At 76.6% G+C, this 20,914-nt stretch carries 18 protein-coding genes; 7 read left to right on the top strand and 11 right to left on the bottom strand.

From position 1 onward, the window contains the following. Positions 1-38 precede the first annotated feature (38 nt). From SH587_RS17360 to SH587_RS17350, 3 genes are all read left to right on the top strand, one after another. Positions 39-425, top strand: a complete 387-nt coding sequence (locus SH587_RS17360; protein ID WP_320671906.1) for a DUF1304 domain-containing protein — start codon at positions 39-41, stop codon at positions 423-425. 221 nt (positions 426-646) lie between these two features. After that, a complete protein-coding gene (locus tag SH587_RS17355; protein WP_320671905.1) occupies positions 647-1,573 on the top strand; it encodes a hypothetical protein in 927 nt (308 codons plus the stop codon). 50 nt (positions 1,574-1,623) lie between these two features. Next, positions 1,624-3,120, top strand: a complete 1,497-nt coding sequence (locus SH587_RS17350) for a hypothetical protein (protein WP_320671904.1) — start codon at positions 1,624-1,626, stop codon at positions 3,118-3,120. Here SH587_RS17350 and SH587_RS17345 read toward each other — a convergent pair. The 5 genes from SH587_RS17345 to SH587_RS17325 form a co-directional block, all read right to left on the bottom strand. Beyond that, the gene (locus tag SH587_RS17345; protein ID WP_320671903.1) at positions 3,117-5,522 is read right to left on the bottom strand and encodes an HAD-IC family P-type ATPase; all 2,406 of its coding nucleotides are present in this window, start codon (positions 5,520-5,522) and stop codon (positions 3,117-3,119) included. The two genes, SH587_RS17350 and SH587_RS17345, sit on opposite strands and share 4 nt — an antisense overlap. 30 nt (positions 5,523-5,552) lie before the next feature. Next, positions 5,553-6,386: a L,D-transpeptidase gene (locus tag SH587_RS17340; RefSeq protein WP_320671902.1), complete on the bottom strand. Its 834-nt coding sequence runs from the start codon at positions 6,384-6,386 to the stop codon at positions 5,553-5,555. A gap of 5 nt (positions 6,387-6,391) precedes the next feature. Further along, on the bottom strand, positions 6,392-8,251 hold the full coding sequence (locus SH587_RS17335; protein WP_320671901.1) for a DUF7933 domain-containing protein: 1,860 nt from the start codon (positions 8,249-8,251) through the stop codon (positions 6,392-6,394). 176 nt (positions 8,252-8,427) lie between these two features. After that, positions 8,428-9,660 carry a CoA transferase gene (locus SH587_RS17330; RefSeq protein ID WP_320671900.1) on the bottom strand — a complete coding sequence of 411 codons (1,233 nt, stop codon included), beginning with the start codon at positions 9,658-9,660 and terminating at the stop codon, positions 8,428-8,430. Then, positions 9,657-10,673, bottom strand: a complete 1,017-nt coding sequence (locus SH587_RS17325) for a MaoC family dehydratase (RefSeq protein WP_320671899.1) — start codon at positions 10,671-10,673, stop codon at positions 9,657-9,659. The genes SH587_RS17330 and SH587_RS17325 overlap by 4 nt, the downstream gene beginning before the upstream one ends. A 125-nt stretch (positions 10,674-10,798) precedes the next feature. Between SH587_RS17325 and SH587_RS17320 the strand changes: the two genes are divergently transcribed. Beyond that, positions 10,799-11,671: an SDR family oxidoreductase gene (locus SH587_RS17320; protein WP_320671898.1), complete on the top strand. Its 873-nt coding sequence runs from the start codon at positions 10,799-10,801 to the stop codon at positions 11,669-11,671. On the opposite strand, the gene SH587_RS17315 is transcribed toward SH587_RS17320, so the two are convergent. From SH587_RS17315 to SH587_RS17295, 5 genes are read right to left on the bottom strand one after another with little or no spacing between them, the layout of a single operon-like run. After that, positions 11,668-12,414, bottom strand: a complete 747-nt coding sequence (locus tag SH587_RS17315; RefSeq protein ID WP_320671897.1) for a tyrosine-protein phosphatase — start codon at positions 12,412-12,414, stop codon at positions 11,668-11,670. The genes SH587_RS17320 and SH587_RS17315 overlap by 4 nt on opposite strands. Before the next feature lie 58 nt (positions 12,415-12,472). Next, positions 12,473-13,660, bottom strand: coding sequence for an acetyl-CoA acetyltransferase (locus tag SH587_RS17310; RefSeq protein ID WP_320671896.1), 1,188 nt, complete (start codon positions 13,658-13,660; stop codon positions 12,473-12,475). Between the two features lies 1 nt (position 13,661). After that, positions 13,662-15,065: an OB-fold domain-containing protein gene (locus tag SH587_RS17305; RefSeq protein ID WP_320671895.1), complete on the bottom strand. Its 1,404-nt coding sequence runs from the start codon at positions 15,063-15,065 to the stop codon at positions 13,662-13,664. 29 nt (positions 15,066-15,094) lie between these two features. Beyond that, positions 15,095-15,922: an enoyl-CoA hydratase/isomerase family protein gene (locus SH587_RS17300; RefSeq protein WP_320671894.1), complete on the bottom strand. Its 828-nt coding sequence runs from the start codon at positions 15,920-15,922 to the stop codon at positions 15,095-15,097. Then, positions 15,919-16,740, bottom strand: coding sequence for an enoyl-CoA hydratase/isomerase family protein (locus SH587_RS17295; RefSeq protein ID WP_320671893.1), 822 nt, complete (start codon positions 16,738-16,740; stop codon positions 15,919-15,921). The genes SH587_RS17300 and SH587_RS17295 overlap by 4 nt, the downstream gene beginning before the upstream one ends. 94 nt (positions 16,741-16,834) lie before the next feature. On the opposite strand from SH587_RS17295, the gene SH587_RS17290 reads away from it, so the two are divergent. Both SH587_RS17290 and SH587_RS17285 read left to right on the top strand, forming a co-directional pair. Beyond that, positions 16,835-18,415, top strand: a complete 1,581-nt coding sequence (locus SH587_RS17290) for a 3-hydroxyacyl-CoA dehydrogenase NAD-binding domain-containing protein (RefSeq protein ID WP_320671892.1) — start codon at positions 16,835-16,837, stop codon at positions 18,413-18,415. Positions 18,416-18,427: 12 nt separating this feature from the next. Then, on the top strand, positions 18,428-19,171 hold the full coding sequence (locus SH587_RS17285; RefSeq protein WP_320671891.1) for an SDR family NAD(P)-dependent oxidoreductase: 744 nt from the start codon (positions 18,428-18,430) through the stop codon (positions 19,169-19,171). Between the two features lie 76 nt (positions 19,172-19,247). On the opposite strand, the gene SH587_RS17280 is transcribed toward SH587_RS17285, so the two are convergent. Continuing rightward, positions 19,248-20,048, bottom strand: coding sequence for an enoyl-CoA hydratase-related protein (locus tag SH587_RS17280; RefSeq protein WP_320671890.1), 801 nt, complete (start codon positions 20,046-20,048; stop codon positions 19,248-19,250). Positions 20,049-20,103: 55 nt separating this feature from the next. Here SH587_RS17280 and SH587_RS17275 point away from each other — a divergent pair, with 55 nt between their 5' ends. Beyond that, the gene (locus SH587_RS17275; RefSeq protein WP_320671889.1) at positions 20,104-20,892 is read left to right on the top strand and encodes a crotonase/enoyl-CoA hydratase family protein; all 789 of its coding nucleotides are present in this window, start codon (positions 20,104-20,106) and stop codon (positions 20,890-20,892) included. Positions 20,893-20,914: the final 22 nt, after the last annotated feature.

Raw genomic sequence — 20,914 nt, 5'->3', positions numbered from 1 at the left:
TCGTCGGCGGGCCCGCGGGGCCCGGAGGGGAGCGCGCCGTGGTGGCCGCCGGAGCTGCGATCACGGGCCTCGCCGCCCTGATCCACGTCTACATCTTCTACCTGGAGTCGCTGGCCTGGACCGCTCCCGGCACGCGCAAGCTCTTCGGCACCAGTCCGGAGGAGGCGGAGACGACGCGGACGCTGGCCTTCAACCAGGGCTTCTACAACCTCTTCCTGGCCGTCGAGATCGGCGTCGGGATCGTGGTCCTGGCCGCCGGCGACCGCGCGGTCGGCGCCACCCTGGTGCTCGCCGGCGCGGCCTCGATGGTCGCCGCCGGGCTGGTCCTGCTGGCCTCGGCCCCCGACAAGGCCGGCGCCGCCGTCAAGCAGCTCGGGCCGGCGCTGGTCGGCGGCGCGCTGCTCGTCGTCGGCCTGGTCGCCTGACCGGGCCGCCGCCTCCGGCCCCGCCCCCCCCCGCGCGTCGACTAGGGGTCGTCGGCGCGCCAAACGTCCGGGTCGGCCCCGGATTGCCGGCCCCGCCGCCGTCCACCACCGTGGAGGACGCCACTCAGGCACGACTAGCGTCGGATCGCGCCCCACACCGGCCCCGCGGACACCGCCGCGGCGCCCCGCGCGTCCGACCACGACCCCAAAGGACCCCCCAGATGAAGCGCCTCCTGACCGGCGGCGCGGCGATCGCCGCCGCCCTCGCCGTCACCGCGCCCGCGGACGCCGCCACCACCTTCGGCAGCCGCCTGGCCAACGATCCCGCCAACTCCGGCGAGTGCGCGATGCTCGCCGCGCCCTGCACCCTCGCCGGCCGCATCCACCCCGCCGACGGCGTCCTCGCCGACACCGGCGCGCCGGTCGACGGGGTCGTCACCCGCTTCCGGATCAAGGGCTACGGCATCGGCGGTCCCGCCACCGTCCGCCCGCGGGTGATCCAGCTCAGTGGCCTCGGCGCCGCCACGGCCGACGGCGCCGGCGCGGCCAGCGGCGACCAGGTGGTCGTGCCGACCGACGAGGACGGGGCCGACGTCGTCGTCCAGACCTACGCCACCCGGATGCGGATCAAGCGCGGGCAGTTCCTGGGCCTCGACGGCACCAACGTCGCCGCCACCTACAACACCTCGGGCGACAAGTTCACCCACCTCTTCGACCCCGCGCTCGCCGACGGCGCCGCCGCCCGCCCCGCGACCGCGGCCACCGGTGAGCTGCTGGTCCAGGCCGACATCGAGCCCGACGCCGACGGCGACGGCCTCGGCGACGAGACCCAGGACCCCTGCGTCGACAGCGCCGCCAAGCGCTGCCCCGACTCCTCGCGCGACACCACCGCCCCGCGCCTGAGCCGCCTGAAGATCAGGGGCCGGACGCTGCGGCTGACCGTCTCCGAGACCGCGACGATCGACCTCCGGATCCGCCGCTCCGGCAAGACCGCCGCCAAGCGCAGCGTCCGCGTCGCCCAGGGCAGCAAGCGCCTGACCCTCCCGACCCGCAAGCTGCGCCGCGGCCGCTACGAGCTGCGGGTGGTCGCCACCGACACCAGCGGCAACGCGTCGAAGGCGAAGACGCTGCGCCTGACGGTGCGCTGACCCGGCCGGCAACCGGCGAGCGCCGGCGCGCCGTGTGGCAGGGTGATCCCGTGTCCCGCGTGCGTGTCGGCCGTCGTCGGTGGATGGGCGCCCTCCTGGCGCTGCTGGCCCTGCTCGTCGTCGCCGGCGTCCTGCTGCTCGCCGCCGGCGGTGACGACGACCCGCTCGACGGGCTGCGGGCGCTGCCCGCCGTGGCCGACGCCCGCCGCGACGGCGACGGTCGCGAGATCGACGTCCGGCTGCGGCCGGACGCCGACGCCCGCGCCGTCCTCGCCGTCCGCGACCGCCTGCCCGCCGACGCCGACGGCGGCCGCCTGCGGGTCGGCCAGGCGCTGCTGGAGTTCGACGACCGCGGCCAGGCGCTCGACCGGCTCGCCCCCACGCTGCTCGCCCTGGCGACGATCGCCGTCCCCGGCGGGCCGATCGAGCTGCACGAGGGCTACAGCTCGGAGCGGATCACGGTCGCGGTCGACCGCCGGTCGCAGGCCGCGCCGCTGGCCCGCCGGATCCTCGCCCGCCTGGTGTCCGAGGGCGTCTGGCGGCCCGGCGTCGGAGGCCTGGAGGTGGCCGTCCGCGGCGTCGGCGGCCGCGACGAGCCCCCAGTCACCATCGGCCGCCTCGCTGGTTCGGCGCGCAACGCCACGATGGTGGCGCTCTCCGCGGCGGCCCGGCTCGACGACCACGTCCCGCGGGTGGTCGCCAACGGCACCAACGTCGAGCTGCGCCTGCGCGCCGACCGGCCCGCCGACGCCGATCGCGTCTGGCGCCGGGCCGCCCGAGCGCTCGGCCACGACCGGGCGATCCCCGACCCCGATCCGGCCATCCTCTACGTCGACGTCCCGGCCGCCGACGCCGCCGCCGCCGACGGTCGCGACGGCCGCCGGCGCTGGCTGCCGGTCGTCTCCGGTCCCGCCGGCGACGACCCGCGCCGAGCCCTCGCCCTGGTGCGCGCGCTCGGCCCCGACGCCGGCGAACCGTTCGCCAACAGCGACCTCGGCTACGCCCAGGCCGACCTGCGCCGGGCCGCCGACGCCGTCCGCGCCGCCACCGCCGCCGAGCGCGCCGGGGCCCGTCGGCTGCGGCTCCGCTGGCCGCGCGGCGCCGACCTCGACTCCGACGGCGACGACGACCCCGCGATCACGGTCGACGACGCGCCGACCGTCGTCCGCCGTCTGCTGCCCGGCCTCGCCCGCGCCCGTGCCGCCGGCCTGCAGCGCATCAGCTGGAGCGGCCAGCCCGGCGCCGTCCCGCTGCTGACCCTGCCGCAACCGGCCTGGCTGGCGCCCGATACCGCCCCCGGCGACCAGCCGGCCGCGCTGCGGCGCCTGGCTCGTGCCGTGCGACGGATCGGGTGGCCGGGCGTCGCCCGCTTCGAGCTGATCGCCGGCCGCGGCGACTGCGCGGGCACGCCGCGCGCCCAGGCGACGGTCCGGATCTCGTCGACCAGCGGCGGCCGGGCCCGCTCGGCCAAGCCCGGCGCCGCCTGCACCGACGCCGCCGCGATCGCCGCGGTCCGGCGGGCCTGGGACGCGACGGCCGCCGGCTAGGCCGCGGCCCCCGCCTCCCCGGCGCCCGCCCGCCGCTCCAGCTCCCGCACCACCCGCAGCGCCACCACCAGCAGCACCGCCGCGACCGCCGCGCCGATCGCCCAGGCGGCAGCCATCTCGCCGGTCGGCGTCGCCAGCTCGAAGAACCGCCGGCCGGCCGGGACCGCGCTCATCAGCACGAAGCCGGCGGCCATCAGGGCGCAGAGGCCGATCACCGCCAGCCGCCGCCGGCCCGGCTCGTCCTCCAGCGCCAGCACGATCATCAGCCCGGCCGTCACGACCGTCGCCGCCGTCACCGTCCGAGCCTGCTCGAGCGAGCCGCCGAAGGGGTGGCGGATCATCAAGTACGCCACCAGGATCCCGCAGCCGGTCGCCAGCCCCGCGGGAATCGAGAAGCGGGCGATCGCGCGCAGGAAGCCCTCGGGCCGCCACGGACCGGTCGAGGGCGCCAGCGCCAGGAAGAACGCCGGGATCCCGATCGTCAGGCTCGACGTCAGCGTGAACTGGCGCGGCAGCAGCGGGAAGATCCCCGACGGCAGCGCGATCGTCACCAGCAGGAAGGCGGTGAACAGCGCCTTCGTCACGAACAGGCGCGCGACCCGCTGGATGTTGCGCAGGATCTGCCGGCCCTCGTGGACCATCCGCGGCACCTCGGAGAACTCGCCCGAGACCAGCACCAGATCGGAGACGCTGCGCGCCATCTCGGTGCCGCTGCCCTGGGCGATCGCCAGCCGCGCCCGCTTCAGCGCCGGCACGTCGTTGACCCCGTCCCCCAGCATCCCGACGTACTCGCCGTCGTCGGCCAGCGCCCCGACCACCCGCGCCTTGTCCTCGGGCGAGATCCGCCCGACCGCCGGCGCCGCCCGCACCGCCCGCAGCAGCTCCTCCTCGGCCTCGGGCAGGGCGCCGCCGTCGAGCGCGTCCGCCTCGGCGTCGATCCCGGCGTCGCGGGCGATCGCCCCGACCGTCGCCGGGTTGTCGCCCGAGAGCACCTTCAGCGTCACCTCCTCCTCGCCGAAGAAGACCACCGTCCGGCCCGCGTCGTTGCGCAGCCGCTCGGCCAGGACCACGATCCCCAGCGGTCGCAGCCCCGCCGGCAGCGGCGCGTCGGGCGCGGCCGGCGGCAGCGGCCCCTCGGCCGCCACCAGCGCCAGCACCCGCCGCCCGCGGCCGGCCTCGTCCGCCGCCCGACCGGCCAGCGCACCGCCGTCGAGCAGCGCCTCGGGCGCGCCCAGCACCAGCCGGTCCTCCCCCAGCTCGAGCGCGCTCCAGCGCCGCCGGGAGGAGAACGGCACCTGCTCGCGGATCGGCTCGGCCGCGACCCCGCCGCCGAGCGCCGCCTCGTGGACCGCCTCGAGCGTGCCGTTGCGCGACGGCGCGCTGGCCGCGAACCGGCCGAGCGCCCGCGCCAGCCGCGGCTCCTCGACGCCGTCGCCGGGGTGCAGCGCCACCACCCGCAGCGACGCCTCGGTCAGGGTCCCGGTCTTGTCCGTGCAGAGGACCGAGACCGACGCCAGCGACTCGATCGCGTTCAGCTGCTGGGCCAGCACCCCGCGCCGCGCCATCTTCGCCGCCGAGACCGCCGCGGTCAGCGAGACCAGCAGGATCAGGCCCTCGGGGACGATGTTCACGATCGCCGCGGTCAGCGTCTCGACCGCCTGCGCCTGCGAGACGTCGCGCAGCGCCAGCGAGACCCCGAGCGCCACGCCCAGCGGCACCATCACCCCGACCAGCACGATCAGCAGCCGGTCCATCGCCCGCTCCAGCGGCGAGCGCGGGTGACGGAAGGCGCGCGCGGTCGCGGCCAGCTGGGCGGCGCGGCTGTCCGGCCCGACCGCGGTCGCCAGGTAGCGGCCCTGGCCCTCGACCGCGAACGAGCCCGAGAGGACCGGGTCGCCGGCCGCCCGGACCACCGGCTCCGACTCCCCGGTCAGGTTCGCCTCGTCGAGCGCCAGCCCGTCGGCGGCGGTCAGCTGCCCGTCGGCCACCAGCTGGTTGCCGGCCACGACCTGGACCAGGTCGCCGACCACCACCTGGTCGACCGCGACCGCCCGCGGCTGGCCGTCGCGGACGACCGTCGCCTGCGGGGCGACCAGCGCCGCCAGCCGGTCGAGCGCCCGCTTCGCCCGCACCTCCTGGAAGGTCCCGATCGCGGTGTTGGCGACCAGGATCCCCAGGAACAGCGCGTCCTTGGGATTGCCGAACGCGATCGTCGCCGCCCCGAAGACGGCCAGGATCAGGTTGAAGACGGTGAAGGTGTTCGCCGCCGCGATCGAGCGGTACGAGCGGCTGGTGGTCGGCGGTGGCAGCGGACCGCGCTCGCGCAGCCGCCGCGCGGCCTCCGCCTCCGTCAGGCCGACCGGCTCACCGGCCGCCGTGGGCTCCGCCACGACCTCGCTCACGCGGGCAACGCTACCGCCACCGCCCGCCGCTCAGCGGATCAGGACCGGCGCCCCGGCCGGGACGTTGCGCGCGATCCAGGCGATCGGCGCGTTGTCGATCCGGATGCAGCCGTGCGAGCGGGCGCTGCCGAGCGGATCGCGGAAGCTGGCGCCGCCACGGCCGTGGATCCCGATCCGCCCCGGCCCGCCGTCGAACTCCTGGAGCACGTGCGAGGTCGCCGCCAGGGCGACCGCCCAGGGGCCGAGGAAGGCCCGCGGGTTCGGCTGCGGGTTGCGCTCGTAGACGGCAGTCAGGCCCCTCGGCGTCGGCGTCCGCGGGGCGCCGACCACCGCCCGGAAGCGGCGCAGGATCCGCCCCAGCCGCCGGACGACGACGGTCCGCCGGCGGGTGTCGACGTCGACCCAGAACCGCGTCCGGCCGAGCAGCACGGCGTCGGCCGGGATCCAGGCGCTGCGGCCGGACGGCCGGATCGGCAGCCGCACCCGCAGCCAGCGGCGGCCGTCGCGGAGCACCGTCTCCAGCACCAGCAGCGTCATCGGCTGCCGCGACCAGGTCGTCTCCGGCGGCACCTTCCAGACCGTCGCCCCGGAGCCGGCGTGGCGGAGCGCGGCGACCGGCTCGACGACCAGGGCGATCGTCGCGCCGCCGACCGGCGACGGCGGCCCCAGCGGCCAGTCCGGCTCGTCGCCGTCGGCGCTGACGGCCGGCGGCGCGGCACCGTCGGGGGTCGCCGCGACGGCCTGGCGCAGCGCGGCCCGCCGCTCGGCCGCGCTCGCCGGACCGACGGACGCGGCCGGCGCGGCGGCCGGCGCCGCCGTCAGCCCGACGGCGACGGCGGCGATGAGGGTGCGGCGCGCCGCCACGCCGCTCAGCCCGTCACGCCCCCGCGACGGGCCGGAGCGCGCAGGATCCGGACGACGGCGTTGGCCTGGGCGCTGGCGACGGCGGCGCGGGCGGTCGCCCGGGTGGTCACGCGACCGGGACGGTTGAGCGCCCGGGCGCGGTAGCGCAGCGTCACCGCCTGGCCGGGCGCCAGCCGCTTGACGGTCCAGCAGCGCTGACCGCCGCTGAGCCGCGCCGCCGGGCGCGAGGAGACGAACCGCAGGCCGGCCGGCACCCGCTCGCAGACCCGCACGTTGGTCAGCGGGGCGCTGGTGCGGTTGGTGACGCGGATCCGGACCTCGGTGCTGCGACCCGGGCGCAGGGTCGGGGTGAGCACCCGCTTGGTGATCAGCAGCTCGCCGGTCGGCGGCTCGGGCGCGGGCGGCACCACCGGCGGGACGACGGGGGGCACGGGGGTCTCGACCCGGTAGCCGCGGGTGACCGTCCGCTCCTGACCGAGCGCGTCGACGACCTTGGCGGTGATCACGTGGTCGCCGGCAACGCCGGTCGGCAGCGGATCGCCGTCGCGGAGCGCGACGGTGCTGCCGTCGGGCAGGGTCACCGTCGCGGTGCAGCTGGCGACGCCGGCGCTGGCCGCGCAGTGGAAGCGGCCGGGCACCGTGGTGCCGGTCGCGACCACCGCGTCGGGACCGTCGATCGCGACCGTCGGCGGGCCGTGGACGGTGACCGTGGCCGGGGCGGGCGGCAGGTCGATGCCGACGCGGGAGCTGATCTGGCCGGCGCCGTTGACCGCCTCGCCGACGACGTCGGCGGTCAGGTCGACCTCGACGGCGCAGGACGCGTCGCCCTGGGCCAGCGCGCCCTCGACGGCGACGCTGGTGCCGCCGGCGGGCGCGGTCACCTGGACCCCGCCGGTCGCGGTCGCGCCGCCGGCGTCGTCGCGGCAGTCGATCGCCACGTTCGGCGTCGCGGCCACCCGCAGGCCGGAGGCGAGCGCGTCGACGAACGACCAGCCGTCCTTCTCGGCCAGGTCGCTGGTGTTGGTGACGGTCAGCCGCAGCCGCACCGTCCCGCCCTGCGCCACGTCGCTGCTGAGGAACTGCTTGTCCAGCCGCGGGGTCGCGTCGAGGATCCGCAGGTTGTCGATCGCGGCGTCGTTGCCGATGCCCGAGCCGTTCTCGTTCCGCAGCCGCACGCCGACCCGCGAGCCGGAGAAGTAGATCCCCTGGGCGCTGAAGTTGCGCTTGACGCGGGCGCCTCCGACCGTCTGGAACGGCGCGCTGCAGCCGTTGATCGCCGGACCGGTCGCGATCTCCTGCTCGGCCGGCGTCGCGCCGTCCGGGTTGAGCAGCGAGAAGGCGTAGAGCGGTGCGCTGACGCCGCAGTTGACCGCCACGGAGTCGACCGAGAAGGCCAGGAAGCGGCCGGCCCCGGCCAGCGGCACCATGTCGACCGTCTCGAGCTGGACGTTGCCGGCGCCGGGGTTGCCGGCGGTGAAGGCCGCGAGCGCGTGGTTGGCGGTCGCCGGGGTCACGCCGTTGGCCTCGCCGAGGGCGGTCGCCAGCGTCCGCAGCGACGGGTTCGAGCCGCAGGTCGGGGCGTCGGACGCGATCCCGGTCAGCACGATCCCGTTGCACTGCGCCGCGGACAGCCAGTTCGGGTGCGCGGTGTAGGTCATCGCCAGCGGCGCGGCCCCGACGTAGTCGGACAGCTGCTGCGGCGTGGCCGCCGGGGCGTTCTCGAACCCCTCGGCGAAGATCTCGGTCGGCGGCGCGGGCACGCCGGGCGCGGCCACGGCCGGGGCGGCGGCGAGCGCCGCCGCGGTGGCCGCGAGCAGCGCGGCGGACGACGCGCGGCGCGCGAAGGGAAGGCGAGAACCAAGCACCGGCAGGGGCTCCTTGCTTCGTGTCGATCGGCGGCGCGCGGAACCCCGGCGGCCGTCCGGGGGAACGCGCCGCTGACCCAGCCCGCGCACCAGGAAGGGACCGTCGAGACTAGCGCCGCCGGCCGCCCGCATCCCCTGTACGGGGGATGTTCACCTGGGTGATTCTCGGCGGCCGCCTAGGCCGCCGCGGCCGTCCCGGCGCCGGCCACGACGCCGTCGTCGTGCAGCCGGCCGACCTCCGCCTCCGACAGCCCGAGCACGTCGAGCAGCACCTGGTCGGTGTGCTCGCCGAGCCGTGGGGCGGGCGCCACCGGCACCCGCGGGACGGCGCTGAAGTCGAGCGGCGAGGCCGGCGACAGGTAGCGGCCGGCGCCCGGCTGGTCGACCTCGGCGAACATCGGGTTGGCGGTCGAGCAGCGGGGATCCTCCTCGACCAGCTGGCGGAAGGTCTGGTACGGCCCCCACGAGACCGAGGTGCCGGCGAAGGTCTCGCGGATCGTCGCCAGGTCGCGGGCGGCGAACCACGGCCGCAGCAGCGCGGCGATCAGGTCGCGGCCCTCGAAGCGGCCCGTCTCGGTGGCCAGGTCGTAGCCGGTGACCTCCTCGATCTTGCCGCAGGCCTCGTGGATCGCGGTCGCGTCCTTCAGCGCGCTCCACTGGCGGCCGGTCAGCGCGACGACCATCACCCGCCGCCCGTCGCGGGTCTCGAAGTCGTGGCCGAAGGCGCCGTACAGGTAGTTGCCGTCCTTGGCCTGGTCGCGGGCGCCGAGCTGGGCCTCGGCGATCCGGCCGAGGTTGCCGACCATCGCGAAGGCGACGTCGGAGAGCGCCAGCCGCACCAGCGTCCCCTCCCCCGTCCGCGACCGCCGCCGCTCAGCCGCCAGCAGCCCGATCGCCGCCAGCTCGCCGAGCGCGATGTCCCACGCCGGCAGCACGCTGTTGAGCGGCTCGGCCAGGTTGCGGGGACCGGTCGCCCAGGGGAAGCCGGTCGCCGGGTTGACCGTGTAGTCGACCTCGCTGGTGCCGTCCGGGTTGCCGGCCAGCGCCACCATCACCAGGTCGTCGCGGCGCTTCCGCAGCTCGTCGTAGGCCAGCCAGCCGCGGGCCGGGAAGTTGGTCAGGAAGAGCCCGGCGTCCGGTCCGGGAGCACCGACGAGCGCGCCGACCAGCTCGCGTCCCTTGGGCCGCCGCAGGTCGACCTGGATCGACCGCTTGCCCTTGTTGAGCCCGGCCCAGAAGAGGCTCTGCCCGTCGCGCGCGACCGGCCACCGGTGGTGGTCGAGCCCGCCGCCGATCTGGTCGAAGCGGATCACCTCCGCGCCGAGTTGGGCGAGGGTCATCCCGCCCAGCGGCGCGGCGACGAACGCCGAGCCCTCGATCACCCGCAGGCCGTCCAGGATCCCGCTCATGCCATCGCTCCGATCAGCTCCCACGCCAGCACCGGCGTGCCCTCGTCCTCGGTCCCGGGGCCGTCGGCCCGGACGCTCACCCGCAGGTGGACCAGCGCGCCCCCGCCGTCGAGCGGCTCGATCGCCGTCACCTCGACCGCGCTGCGCAGCGTGTCGCCCTCGTGGACCGGCGCCAGGTGGTCGCAGCGCTTCCAGCCGACGATCGTCAGCAGGTTCGGCAGCGCCCGCGTCAGCTGGGCCGCCGCGATCCCGATCGTGTGCCCGCCGTAGACCAGCCGCCGGCCGCCGGCCTCGCGCGCGTCGTGGTGGACGCTGGCGACGTTCAGCGACAGCCGCGCCAGCTCCGGGGCGCTGCTGACGACGTCGCCGCCGACCACCGCGATCCGCTCGCCGACGGCCAGGTCGGCGGCGTGACGGCCGTGGGGCGACGCGGCCCGGAAGCCCTCCAGGTCCCAGCCGGCGGTGACCGCCCGCAGCGCCCGCGGGTCGAGCGCGTCGGGCACGGCGTCGACGTCGTCGGCGCAGCCGGTCGCCGGGGCGTCGGGCCGCAGCGGCAGCATCGCGCAGCGGCGGAAGTCGAGCACCGGCCGCTGCTGCTGGTCGACGGTGACGATGTGGAGGACGGCGAGCCCGGTCGGCGGCCGGCCCTCGCGGCGGCGGTTCTCCCGCAGGCCCTCGATCGTGGTGGTGGTCCGCAGCGTGTCGCCGATCGCCACCGGCCGCAGCAGCACCAGCCCGCGGTAGAAGAGGTTCGCCCGCACCCGCTGGGTGACGCCGGTCGACTGGCCGATCGCCAGGTCGCAGACCAGCGCCGGGTGGGCCAGCGGCCCGTCGAGGCCGGTCACCCGCGTGGCCAGCGGCGCGTCGAGCGCCAGCCGCAGGCGGTCGCCGAGGATCGCCTGGTGGGCGGCGGCGAGCCCCGAGGTCAGCGTCGCCGCCGGCGCGTCGTCGAGCACCGCGCCGCGCTCCAGGTCCTCGAACCACGGCGCGGGCGGGATCCGGGCGGCGGTCATCGACCCAACGTACGCGCTGCCGGCGGGCGGCCCGGATGGTCGCGGCCGATCGTCCCCCCGATCCGGGGGCAGCAGCTCCTACAGATTGTTCGGACAGTCTGTGCATTTTCTGCGATAGTGGCGCCATGACCGGAATCCAGGGACGGGTGGTGCTGATCACCGGCGGCGGTCGAGGGATCGGCCTGGCGACGGCACGGGCGCTGCACGCCCGCGGGGCCACCGTGGTGCTCGGCGACGTCGACGTCGAGACCGCCGAGGACGCGGCCGCCGCGCTCGGCGAGCGGGCGCTGGCCGCGCCGCTCGACGTCACCGACCCGGCGTCGTTCGACCGCTTCGCGAGCTTCGCCGAGGAGCGGGCCGGCACGATCGACGTGCTCGTCAACAACGCCGGGATCATGCCGCTCGGCCCGTTCGTCGACGAGTCGATGGCGACCGCCCGGCGGGTGCTCGAGGTCAACGTGCTCGGGGCGATGGCGGGGATGAAGCGGGTGCTGCCGGCGATGCTGGAGCGCGGTGCCGGCCACGTCGTCAACGTCGCGTCGGTGGCCGGCAAGGCGCCGGCCCCGGGCGGCGCGTCGTACTGCGCCTCGAAGGCCGCGATCGTCTCGCTGACCGAGACCGCGCGGGTCGAGCACGCCGGCCGCGGCGTCGCGTTCACCTGCGTGATGCCCTCGTTCACCGCCACCGAGCTGATCGCCGGCACCAAGGGCACGCGGTTCCTGGCCACGGTCACCCCCGAGGCGGTGGCGGCGGCGATCGCCGGCGCGATCGCACGCCCGCGGCCCGACGTCTACGTCCCCCGCACACTGCCCGCCGTGCTGCGGCTGCAGGCGCTGCTCGGCCGTCGCGGGCGCGACGCGATGAACCGGGCGCTCGGCGCCGACCGCACCTTCCTCGAGGTCGACCAGGCGGCCCGCGCCGACTACGACGCGCGGATCGCCGCCCCGTCTGCTCCGGCTCCAACCCCGACCGACGAGCGGGCGCCAGCGGCGCGCTAGTCCCGCTCGAGCGTCGCCGCCCGCAGCGCGTCCAGCTCGCGGGCCGTGGCGCCGTGGGCGCGGAGGTAGGCCTCGGCGCCGCCGTGGGCCCGCCGGACGTGGTCGAGCGCCCGCCGCATCGCCGCCGGCGGCGCGTCCAGCGCGACCGCGATCGTCTGCTCGTCGAGCCCGGCCTCGACGGCGCGGCGGCGGATCTCGGCCAGCCGCCGGCCCCGCAGCAGCACCCCGGTCAGCGCGTAGTCGGCGACGATCTCCTGCTCGTCGACGCCGAGCAGGGCCAGCGTCAGCGCCGCCACCAGCCCGGTCCGGTCCTTGCCCGCCGAGCAGTGGACGACCGCCGGCAGCGCGTCGGGCGCGGCCAGCGCGCGGACCGCCTCGGTCAGCGCCCAGCCACGACCGTCGAGCAGCTCGACGTAGAGCTCGCCGAGGTCGGTGACCGCCGCCGTGCCGAGCTCGCCGAGCACCGCCACGCCCTGCCAGCGGACCGCGAGATCGCCGAGGTCGTCCGGGTGCTGCTCGCGCTCGACCGGCTCGCGCAGGTCGACGACCGTGCGCAGGCCGAGCGCCGCCAGCGCGTCGCGGCCGTCGGGGCCCAGGTCGGCCAGGCCGTCGGCCCGGAACAGCCGCCCGCGGGCGACCGTGCCCCGGGCAGTCGCGTAGCCGCCGAAGTCGCGGAAGTTCGCGGTCCCCGGGGCCGCCATCAGCCGCCAGCCGGCGATCGCTTCGTGCCGCTGGTCGACCATCCAGGAGGACGATCGCAGCCGCGGGCCGCCGCGGTGTGACGGATCGGTGGAACCGGGCTCAGACGTCGCGCTCGGCCCCGACGATCGAGACGAACGAGACGCAGGCCCCGGGCGAGCCGCCGAGGTTGTGGGTCAGGCCCAGCTCGGGACGCTCCAGCTGCCGCTCGCCGGCCTCGCCCCGGAACTGCTGCCAGCACTCGAACAGCATCCGCAGCCCGCTGGCGCCGATCGGGTGGCCGAAGCTCTTGAGGCCGCCGTCGGGGTTGACCGGCAGCTCGCCGTCGAGGTCGAAGACGCCCGCCTGCACGTCCCTCCAGCCCGCGCCGCGCTCCGAGAAGCCCAGGTCCTCCATCAGCACCAGCTCGGTCGGGGTGAAGCAGTCGTGGACCTCGGCCAGCGACAGCTGCCGGCGTGGGTCGTCGATCCCGGCCTGGCGGTAGGCGTCCTGGGCCGACAGCACGACCTCGCCGAAGCTCGTGAAGTCGTAGTCCGGGTCTACCGGTCCCTGGGCGGCGCCGGCCACGAACGACAGGCCCTTGATGTACATCGGCCGCTCGCTGTAGCGGTGGGCGTCCTCGGCCCGCACGATCAGCGCCGCCGCCGCGCCGTCGGCGACGCCGGAGCAGTCGAAGATCCCCAGCTGGCCGGCGACGATCGGCGAGGCGGCGATCTTCTCGATCGGCACCTCGGACCGGAACTGGGCCCGCTCGTTGAGCGCCCCGTTGCGGTGGTTCTTCCAGGCGATCCGCGTCAGGACCTCCTTCAGCTCCTGCTCCGAGACGCCGTAGCGCGCGCAGTAGGCCGGGGCCAGCAGCGAGAACATCGCCGGCGCCGAGGGCTCGGACGCGGTGCCGTCGTTCGAGGCCGGCGGAACCACCAGGCCGGAGAAGCCTGAGTCCTTCAGCTTCTCGCCGCCGACCGCCATCACGCAGTCGTAGGCGCCCGACGCGACCGCGTAGGCGGCGTTGCGGACCGCCTCGGAGCCGGTCGCGCAGTAGTTCTCGACCCGGGTCACCGGCCGGTCGACCTTCAGCGGCCGCGAGAGCGTCATCCCCGACGTCCCCGACCCCATCGTGCCGAGCCAGTAGGCGTCGACGCGGTCCTGGTCGAAGCCGTCGACCGAGCCCACGCACTCCTGGACGGCGTCGATCAGCAGGTCGTCGATCGACCGGCCCCAGTGCTCGCCGAAGGTCGTGCAGCCCATCCCGACGATCGCGACCCGATCGCGGATCCCGTTGCTGGCCATCTCAGTGCTCCCCGGTGGTGGCGGCGGGCGCGGCGACCACCGGCCGCGCCTTCCAGAAGTAGTTGTGGACGCCCTGCGCGCTGTACATCCGGCGGAAGCTCATCTCGACCCGCCCGCCGACGGCGACCGCGGCCGGGTCGCCGTCGGTCAGCTCGCAGCTGAAGCGGCCGCCGCCGTCGAAGTCGACCGCGACCGTGACCGTCGGCGGCGACAGCGAGTAGGCGAGCCGGTCGACGGTGTAGGTGGCGATCGTGCCGCGGACGTCGGCCAGCGACTCGGCCGTCATCCGGTCGACCGTCCCGCAGCCGGCGCAGACCCGCTGCGGCGGCACGTGCATCCGCGCGCAGCCGTCGCAGCGGCTGCCGACGAAGGCGAACTTCCAGGCCGCGGCGCGGGCCGCCGGCGGCGCCTCGTAGCGGACCGGGTCGGGCCGCCGCGGCGGCTCGCGGTCGAGCCGGCCGCGCCAGGTCAGGAAGCTCGCGTAGTCGACCTCGGCGGCGGCGGCCAGCTGGTCGTCGATCCGCTGCCCCGCCGGCCGGCGCGCGATCGCGTCGGTCACCCGCAGCACGAGCGCGTCGGCGCCGTCCGCGACCGAGAGCGCCAGCAGGTGGTCGCCGGGCGCGGCGCGGTCGAGCGCGTCGACCAGCAGGACGCCGAGGTGGGCCGCGCCGAGGTTGCCGGCGAGCGGCTCCAGGCGGTCGGCCGCCGCGTCGCCGAAGCCGCGGGCGACGGTCTTCGCCACCCGGCCGTGGGGCGAGGCCACCAGCACCCGGTCCGGCCGCTCGATCCCGGCGGCGGCGAGCGCCCGCTGGGCCGCTTGCTCGGCCAGCGGCAGGTACTCGCCGAGGCCGAAGCGCTCCTCCCAGGTCGACGAGGCGCTCTCGCCCGGGGTCCGCCAGCGGTCGAGGAACTCGGCGGTCACCGCGGCCCGGCCGACGACCTCGGCCACCACGTCGTCGCCGCGGCCGAAGAGGAAGGCCGCGGCGCCGTCGCCGCCGCCGGCCTCGTCGGCCGATCCGGGGCGGCCGACGCGGACGTCGGCGAGCACCGCCAGCCCGCCGTCGGCCGCGGCCGCCCGCAGCGCGCCGATCGCCGAGCGGACGCTGCTGGCGTGGTCGTCGGCGAAGACCCCGGCGTCGAGCCCGAGCGCGGCGTGGATCGCGGTCGCGTTGGCCTTGTCGGCGTAGGCCGGGGCGGTGGTCGCGAAGTGCAGCGAGGCCGGGGCCAGCGCGCCGCCCCAGCGGGCGCGGCGGGCCGCCTCGACGGCCATCGAGGTGGTGTCCTCGTCGTAGCCGGCGACGGTGCGGGCGCCGCGGCCGCCGCCCTGGCCGAGCGTGGCCCGGATCGCCGCGCGATCGAGCCGGTGGCGGGGCAGGTAGGCCCCGTAGCTGACGATGCCGTTCACGGCGCTCGCTCCTGGGTCGAAGGACGGGCTCAGCGGCCCTGGTAGCGCGGCGCGCGGCGCTCGATCACGGCCGCCAGGCCCTCGCGGGCGTCGTGGGTGCCCGACAGCTCGGAGACGGTTCGGGCCTCGTCCGGCAGCCGCGCCTCGACGGTCGCGCCGAGCCCCTCCCACAGCAGCCGCTTGGTGGCGCCGAGCGCCAGCGTCGGCCCGGCGGCCAGCCGGCGCGCGAAGGCCAGCGCCTCGTCGAGCAGCGCCTCGTCCGGCACCACGCGCGTGATCAGGCCGATCTCCAGCGCCTCGTCGGCGCTCAGGATCCGGTCGCCGAGCACGATCTCCATCGCCCGCCGGTGGCCGACGATCCGCGACAGGGTCACCGAGGTGCCGGCGTCGGGCGCCATCCCGGCGCGGGTCGCGGCCGACATGAAGCGGGCCGACGCGCCGGCGTAGACCAGGTCGGCGGCGCAGACCAGGCCGAAGCCGCCGCCGCCGGCCGCGAAGCCCTGGACGGCGGCGATCACGGGCACCTCCAGCCGCATCAGCCCGGAGGCCGCGTTCTGCAGGTGGGCGGTCGCCTCGCGCAGGTACTCGGGCAGCGCCTCGCCCTTGCTGGCGAACTCGCGCACGTCGCCGCCGGCGCAGAAGTTCTTGCCCTCGCCGGTCAGCAGCAGCGCCCGCACCCGGCGCTCGCCGAGGCAGCGGAGGATCGCGGCGTAGAGCGCCTCCAGCAGCGGCACGTTCATCCCGTTGGCCGCCTCGGGCCGGTTCAGCCGCAGCCGCGCGACGCCGGTCGACTCCAGGTCGAGCAGCACCGGCCCGTCGCCGATCAACGGCTCGCTGGTGATCGGGGCGTCGGTCATCGCGGGTCTCCTGCGGACGGTCGGGAACGGGTGGCGAAGCGGTCGATGCCGGCGGCCGCCGCGGCGCTGCCCAGGTGCTCGAGGACGACCTCCAGCTCGCGGTCGAGGCCGGCGGCGAGCGGGCCGTCGAGCCCGCCGCGGACGAGGGCCTTGGTGCGGGCGGCGGCGGTCCGGTCCTTGCCGGCCAGCTGGTCGAGCAGCGCCGCCAGCGCGTCCTCGAAGTCGTCGGCGGGAACGGCCCGGTAGACCAGGCCCCAGGCCGCGGCCTGGGCCCCGCTCAGGCGGTCGCCGGTCAGGAGCAGCCCGAGCGCCCGCGGCCGCCCGACCAGCCGCGCCAGCCGCTGCGACCCCCCGCCCCCGGGCACCTGGCCGAAGTTGGCGTGGTTGTCGGCCAGCACCGCGTCGTCGCGGGCGATCGCCACGTCGGCGGCCTGGATCAGCTCGAAGCCGCCGGCCATCGCGTAGCCCTCGACGGCGACGACGACCGGGATCGGCAGCTCGGCGATCGCGTCGCAGGCGCCGCGGAAGGCCCGGAAGAGCCCGGCCATCGCCTCCGCCGGCGGCGGGTCGACGCTGGTCCGCAGCCGCTCCAGCTCGTGGAAGTCGCCGCCGACCGAGAGCTGACCGCCGGCGCCGCGGATCACGATCACCGCCACCTCGTCGTCGGCGGCCAGCGACCGCAGGTCCGCCTCCAGCGCGACGGCCAGCTCGGTGGTGATCGCGTTGCGGGCCGCAGGGCGGTTGAGGGTGATCCGGCCGATCGCGCCGTCGCGGGCGGCGAGCACGACCGGGGCGTCGTCGTCGGCGGGAGCGGCCATCGTCCCGATCCTAGCCGAAGCACCAACGCCTTGTCTGGACATCTTGTTCGAGGAGACCGCACGCCGGGCCGATCCGGCGCTACGCTGCCCAGCCATGAGCGGTCCCCCCGGAGTTCCCGCCACGATCGCCGTGATCGGCGCCGGCACGATGGGCACGGGAATCGCGCAGCTCGCGGCCGAGGCCGGCGCGCGGACGCTGCTGCACGACCCGGTCCCGGAGGCGCTGGAGCGCGGAATCGCCGGGATCGGCGCCGCGCTCGACCGGCTGGTGGCGAAGGGCCGGCGCAGCGCCGAGCAGGCCGCGGCCGTCCGCGAGCGGATCGCCCCGGCGGCGACGCTGGAGGAGCTGGCCCCGGCCGGTCTGGTGATCGAGGCCGCGCCCGAGCGGCTGGAGCTGAAGCTGGAGCTGTTCGGGCGGCTGGCGGCGATCGTCGCCCCCGACGCGGTCCTGGCCACCAACACCTCGTCGCTGTCGGTGACCGAGATCGCCGCCGGCACCCCCGGCAGCGAGCGGGTCGTCGGCCTCCACTTCTTCAACCCCGCGCCGGTGATGAAGCTGGTCGAGGTCGTGGCCGGCGAGCATTCCTCCCCCGCCGCGCTGGCCGTGGCGCGCGCCACCGGCGAGGCGATGGGCAAGCACGTCGTCGACGCCGCCGACGTCGCCGGGTTCCTGGTCAACCGGGTCAACCGGCCGTTCTCGCTCGAGGCGCTGCGGCTGCTCCAGGAGCGGATCGCCGACGTCGCCACGATCGACCGGATCGTGCGCCAGGGCGGCGGCTTCCGGATGGGCCCGTTCGAGCTGATGGACCTGATCGGGATCGAGACCAACCACGCCGTCGCCGAGGCCTTCCAGCGCCAGACCTACGGCGAGCCGCGCTACCAGCCCTCGCCGCTGGCCGCGCGCAAGATCCAGGCCGGGCAGCTCGGACGCAAGAGCGGCCACGGCTGGTTCGCCTACGCCGACGGCACGCCGCACCGCCCCGCGGACGAGCCGCTGCCCGCGGCCGGCGGCGGCGATGGGCGGACGCTGGCGATCGCCGGCGCGCTCCCGATCGCCGACGAGCTGCGCCAGGCGGCGGAGGCCGCCGGCTTCGCGGTCGTCGCGGCCGACGGCGGCGGCCCCGAGCCGTGGCTGACGATCGACGCCCGCGTCGCCGACGACGGCCCGCTGCCGGCCGGTCCGCGGGCGCTGCTGCTGGCCCGCGGGTCGCTGCACCAGCTCGACCCGACCGCCGCCGGCTTCCACGCGCTGGCGCCGCTGGCCCCGTCGGCGCTGGTCGAGGTCACGTCGACCGTCCGCAGCGCGCCGGCGGCCGTCGAGCGGCTGGCCGCCTTCGTGACCGCGATCGGCCGCCGTCCGCAGCCGGTCGCCGACGCCCCGGGCCTGGCGCTCGGCCGGATCGTCGCCCAGCTGATCAACGAGGCCGCGTTCCTGATCGGCGAGGGCAACGGGACCCCCGACGACGTCGACGCCGGGATGCGGCTGGGCGTCAACCACCCGCGCGGGCCGGTCGCCTGGTCGCGGGCGCTGGGGTTGGAGCACGTCGTGGCGATCCTCGACGCGCTGGTCCGCGAGCGGGGCGAGCCGCGCTACCGGGTCGCGCCGCTGCTGCGCCAGCGGCTGGCGGTCGGGCTCGACCTGGCCGCCCCCGACCCCGCCCCCGACCCGTCCTGAGAGGAGCATCGGATGCAGCTGCTGGAGGGCCGCCGGGCCCTGGTGACCGGAGGCGGCCGCGGGATCGGCGAGGGGATCGCCCGCCGCCTGGCCGCCGAGGGCGCGGAGGTGACGATCGTCAGCCGCACGCTCGACGTGGCGCAGGCGGTCGCGGAGGAGATCGGCGGCGTCGCGGTCGCCTGCGACATCGCCGACCTCGACGCCGCGCAGCGGGCGGTGACCGCCGCCGGGCCGCTCGACGTGCTGGTCAACAACGCCGGCTTCGACGACCCGGGCTGGTTCACCGACACCACCCCCGAACGCTGGCGGCGGGTGGTCGGCGTCAACCTGCTGGGGATGTTCGCCTGCACCCACGCCGCGCTGCCGGCGATGCAGCAGGCGGGCTACGGGCGGATCGTCAACATCGGCTCCGAGGCGGGCCGGATCGGGTCCTCGGGCAACGCCGTCTACGCGGCCACGAAGGGCGGGATCGTCGCGTTCACCAAGTCGATCGCACGCGAGAACGCCCGCTACGGGATCACCGCCAACACGATCGCCGTCGGCCCGATCGAGACCCCGCTGATGGACCAGGTCCGGGCCAAGGGCGAGCTGGGCCGCAAGATGGTGGCGGCGATGGAGCGGGGCACGCTGCTCGGGCGGCTCGGCGAGCCCGAGGAGGTCGCGGCGATGGTGGCGTTCCTCGCCTCCGAGCAGGCCGGCTACGTGACCGGCGAGAACATCGGGGTCTCGGGCGGGATGGGGATCGGGTCGGCCTAGGCCCGACGCGCGCTCCCGGCGGCGGCGCCGGCCGGCGGCGCGCCGTTCAGGACCTCTGGCGCACCAAATGGCGCGCTCAGCGGCCGGAGAACCTCGGCCGCCGCTTCTCCTTGAAGGCGGCGACCCCTTCGGCGTAGTCGGCGGTGGTGGCGTGGCGCTGCTGCAGGTCGGCCTCGAGCGCCAGGTGGGCCTCCAGGCCGGCCGCGGTCGCGGCGCCCAGCGCGGCCTTGGCCGAGGCGATCGCCACCGTCGGCCCGGCGGCCAGCCGCGCGGCCAGCGCCGCGGCCGCGGTCGCCAGCTCGTCGTCCGGGTGGATGGCGTTGACGACCCCCCACTCCAGCGCCCGCCGGGCAGGCAGCCGCTCGCCGAGCATCGCCAGCTCGGCCGCGCGGGCGTAGCCGATCCGCGCCGGCAGGTTGAAGGTCGCGCCGCCGTCGGGCATCACCGCGATGTGGACGAAGGCGAGCAGGAAGTAGGCCGACTCGGCGGCCAGCACCAGGTCGCAGGCGAGGGCGAGCGAGAAGCCCAGCCCCGCGGCGGCGCCCTGGACGGCGGCGATCACCGGCTTCGGCGCGGCCCGGATCGCCAGCACGATCGGGTTGTAGATCTCGCGCAGGCGGCTGTGGAGGTCGGGGTCGCCCTCGGCGGTCAGCTCGCGCGGGACCTTGACGTCGGCCCCGGCGGAGAAGGCGCGGCCGGCGCCGGTGATCAGGATCGCCCGCACCGTCTCGTCGGCGGCCGCCGCCCGCAGCGCGTCGAGCAGCTCGCGGCCCATCTGCGGGGTCCAGGCGTTGAGCGCCTGCGGGCGGTGGAGCTCGATCGCGGCGACGCCGTCGCGGCGGGCGACGCGGATCGACTCGTAGGGCGCGGTCGGCATCGGCGTCGATCATACGAGTTGTCCTGACAGATCGTCCACCACGTATCGTGGCGCCATGACCGCCGACGACGGACCGGACGCGCCCCCCCTCCTGCGCGAGGAGCACGACGGGGTGCTGCTGCTGACCCTCAACCGGCCGCAGGTCCGCAACGCGGTCGACCTGCCGCTGGCCCAGGCGATGGCCGACGCGCTCGACCACCTCGACGCCGAGCCGTCGCTGTCGGTCGGGATCGTGACCGGGGCCGGGCGCGGGTTCTGCGCCGGAATGGACCTGAAGGCGTTCGCGGAGACGGGCCAGCGGCCGTGGGCGGGCGACCGCGGCTTCGCCGGGATCGTGCGGCGGGCGTCGCGCAAGCCGCTGATCGCCGCGATCGAGGGCTTCGCCGTCGCCGGCGGACTGGAGATCGCGCTCGCCTGCGACCTGATCGTGGCCGCCAAGGGCGCGAAGATCGGGATCCCCGAGGCGAAGCGCTCGCTGGTGGCGGCGGGCGGGGCGCTGCGACGGCTGCCGCGGCTGCTGCCGCCCCCGCTGGCGCTGGAGCTGGCGCTGACCGGCGAGCTGATCACGGCCGACCGGGCCTACGCGCTGGGGGCGATCAACCGCCTGGTCGAGCCGGGCGAGGCGGTGGCGGCGGCCCGCGAGCTGGCGACCGCGATCGCCACCAACGGGCCACTGGCGCTGGTGGCGACGAAGCAGATCGTGCAGCAGCAGTGGTCGTGGAGCGACGACGAGTTCTGGGACCGGCAGGCGGCGCTCGTCGACCCGGTGATGGGTTCGGAGGACGCGCGCGAGGGGGCGCGGGCGTTCACCGAGAAGCGGCCGCCGCGCTGGCAGGGACGCTGAGCCTGGCCGGGCGGCCAACCGC

The sequence above is a fragment of the Patulibacter defluvii genome (genome assembly GCF_034096925.1).
GTDB classification, from domain to species: Bacteria; Actinomycetota; Thermoleophilia; order Solirubrobacterales; family Solirubrobacteraceae; genus Patulibacter; species Patulibacter defluvii.
The sequence above is the reverse complement of the archived record's forward strand: the minus strand, read 5'-3'. Positions and strand labels throughout refer to the sequence as shown.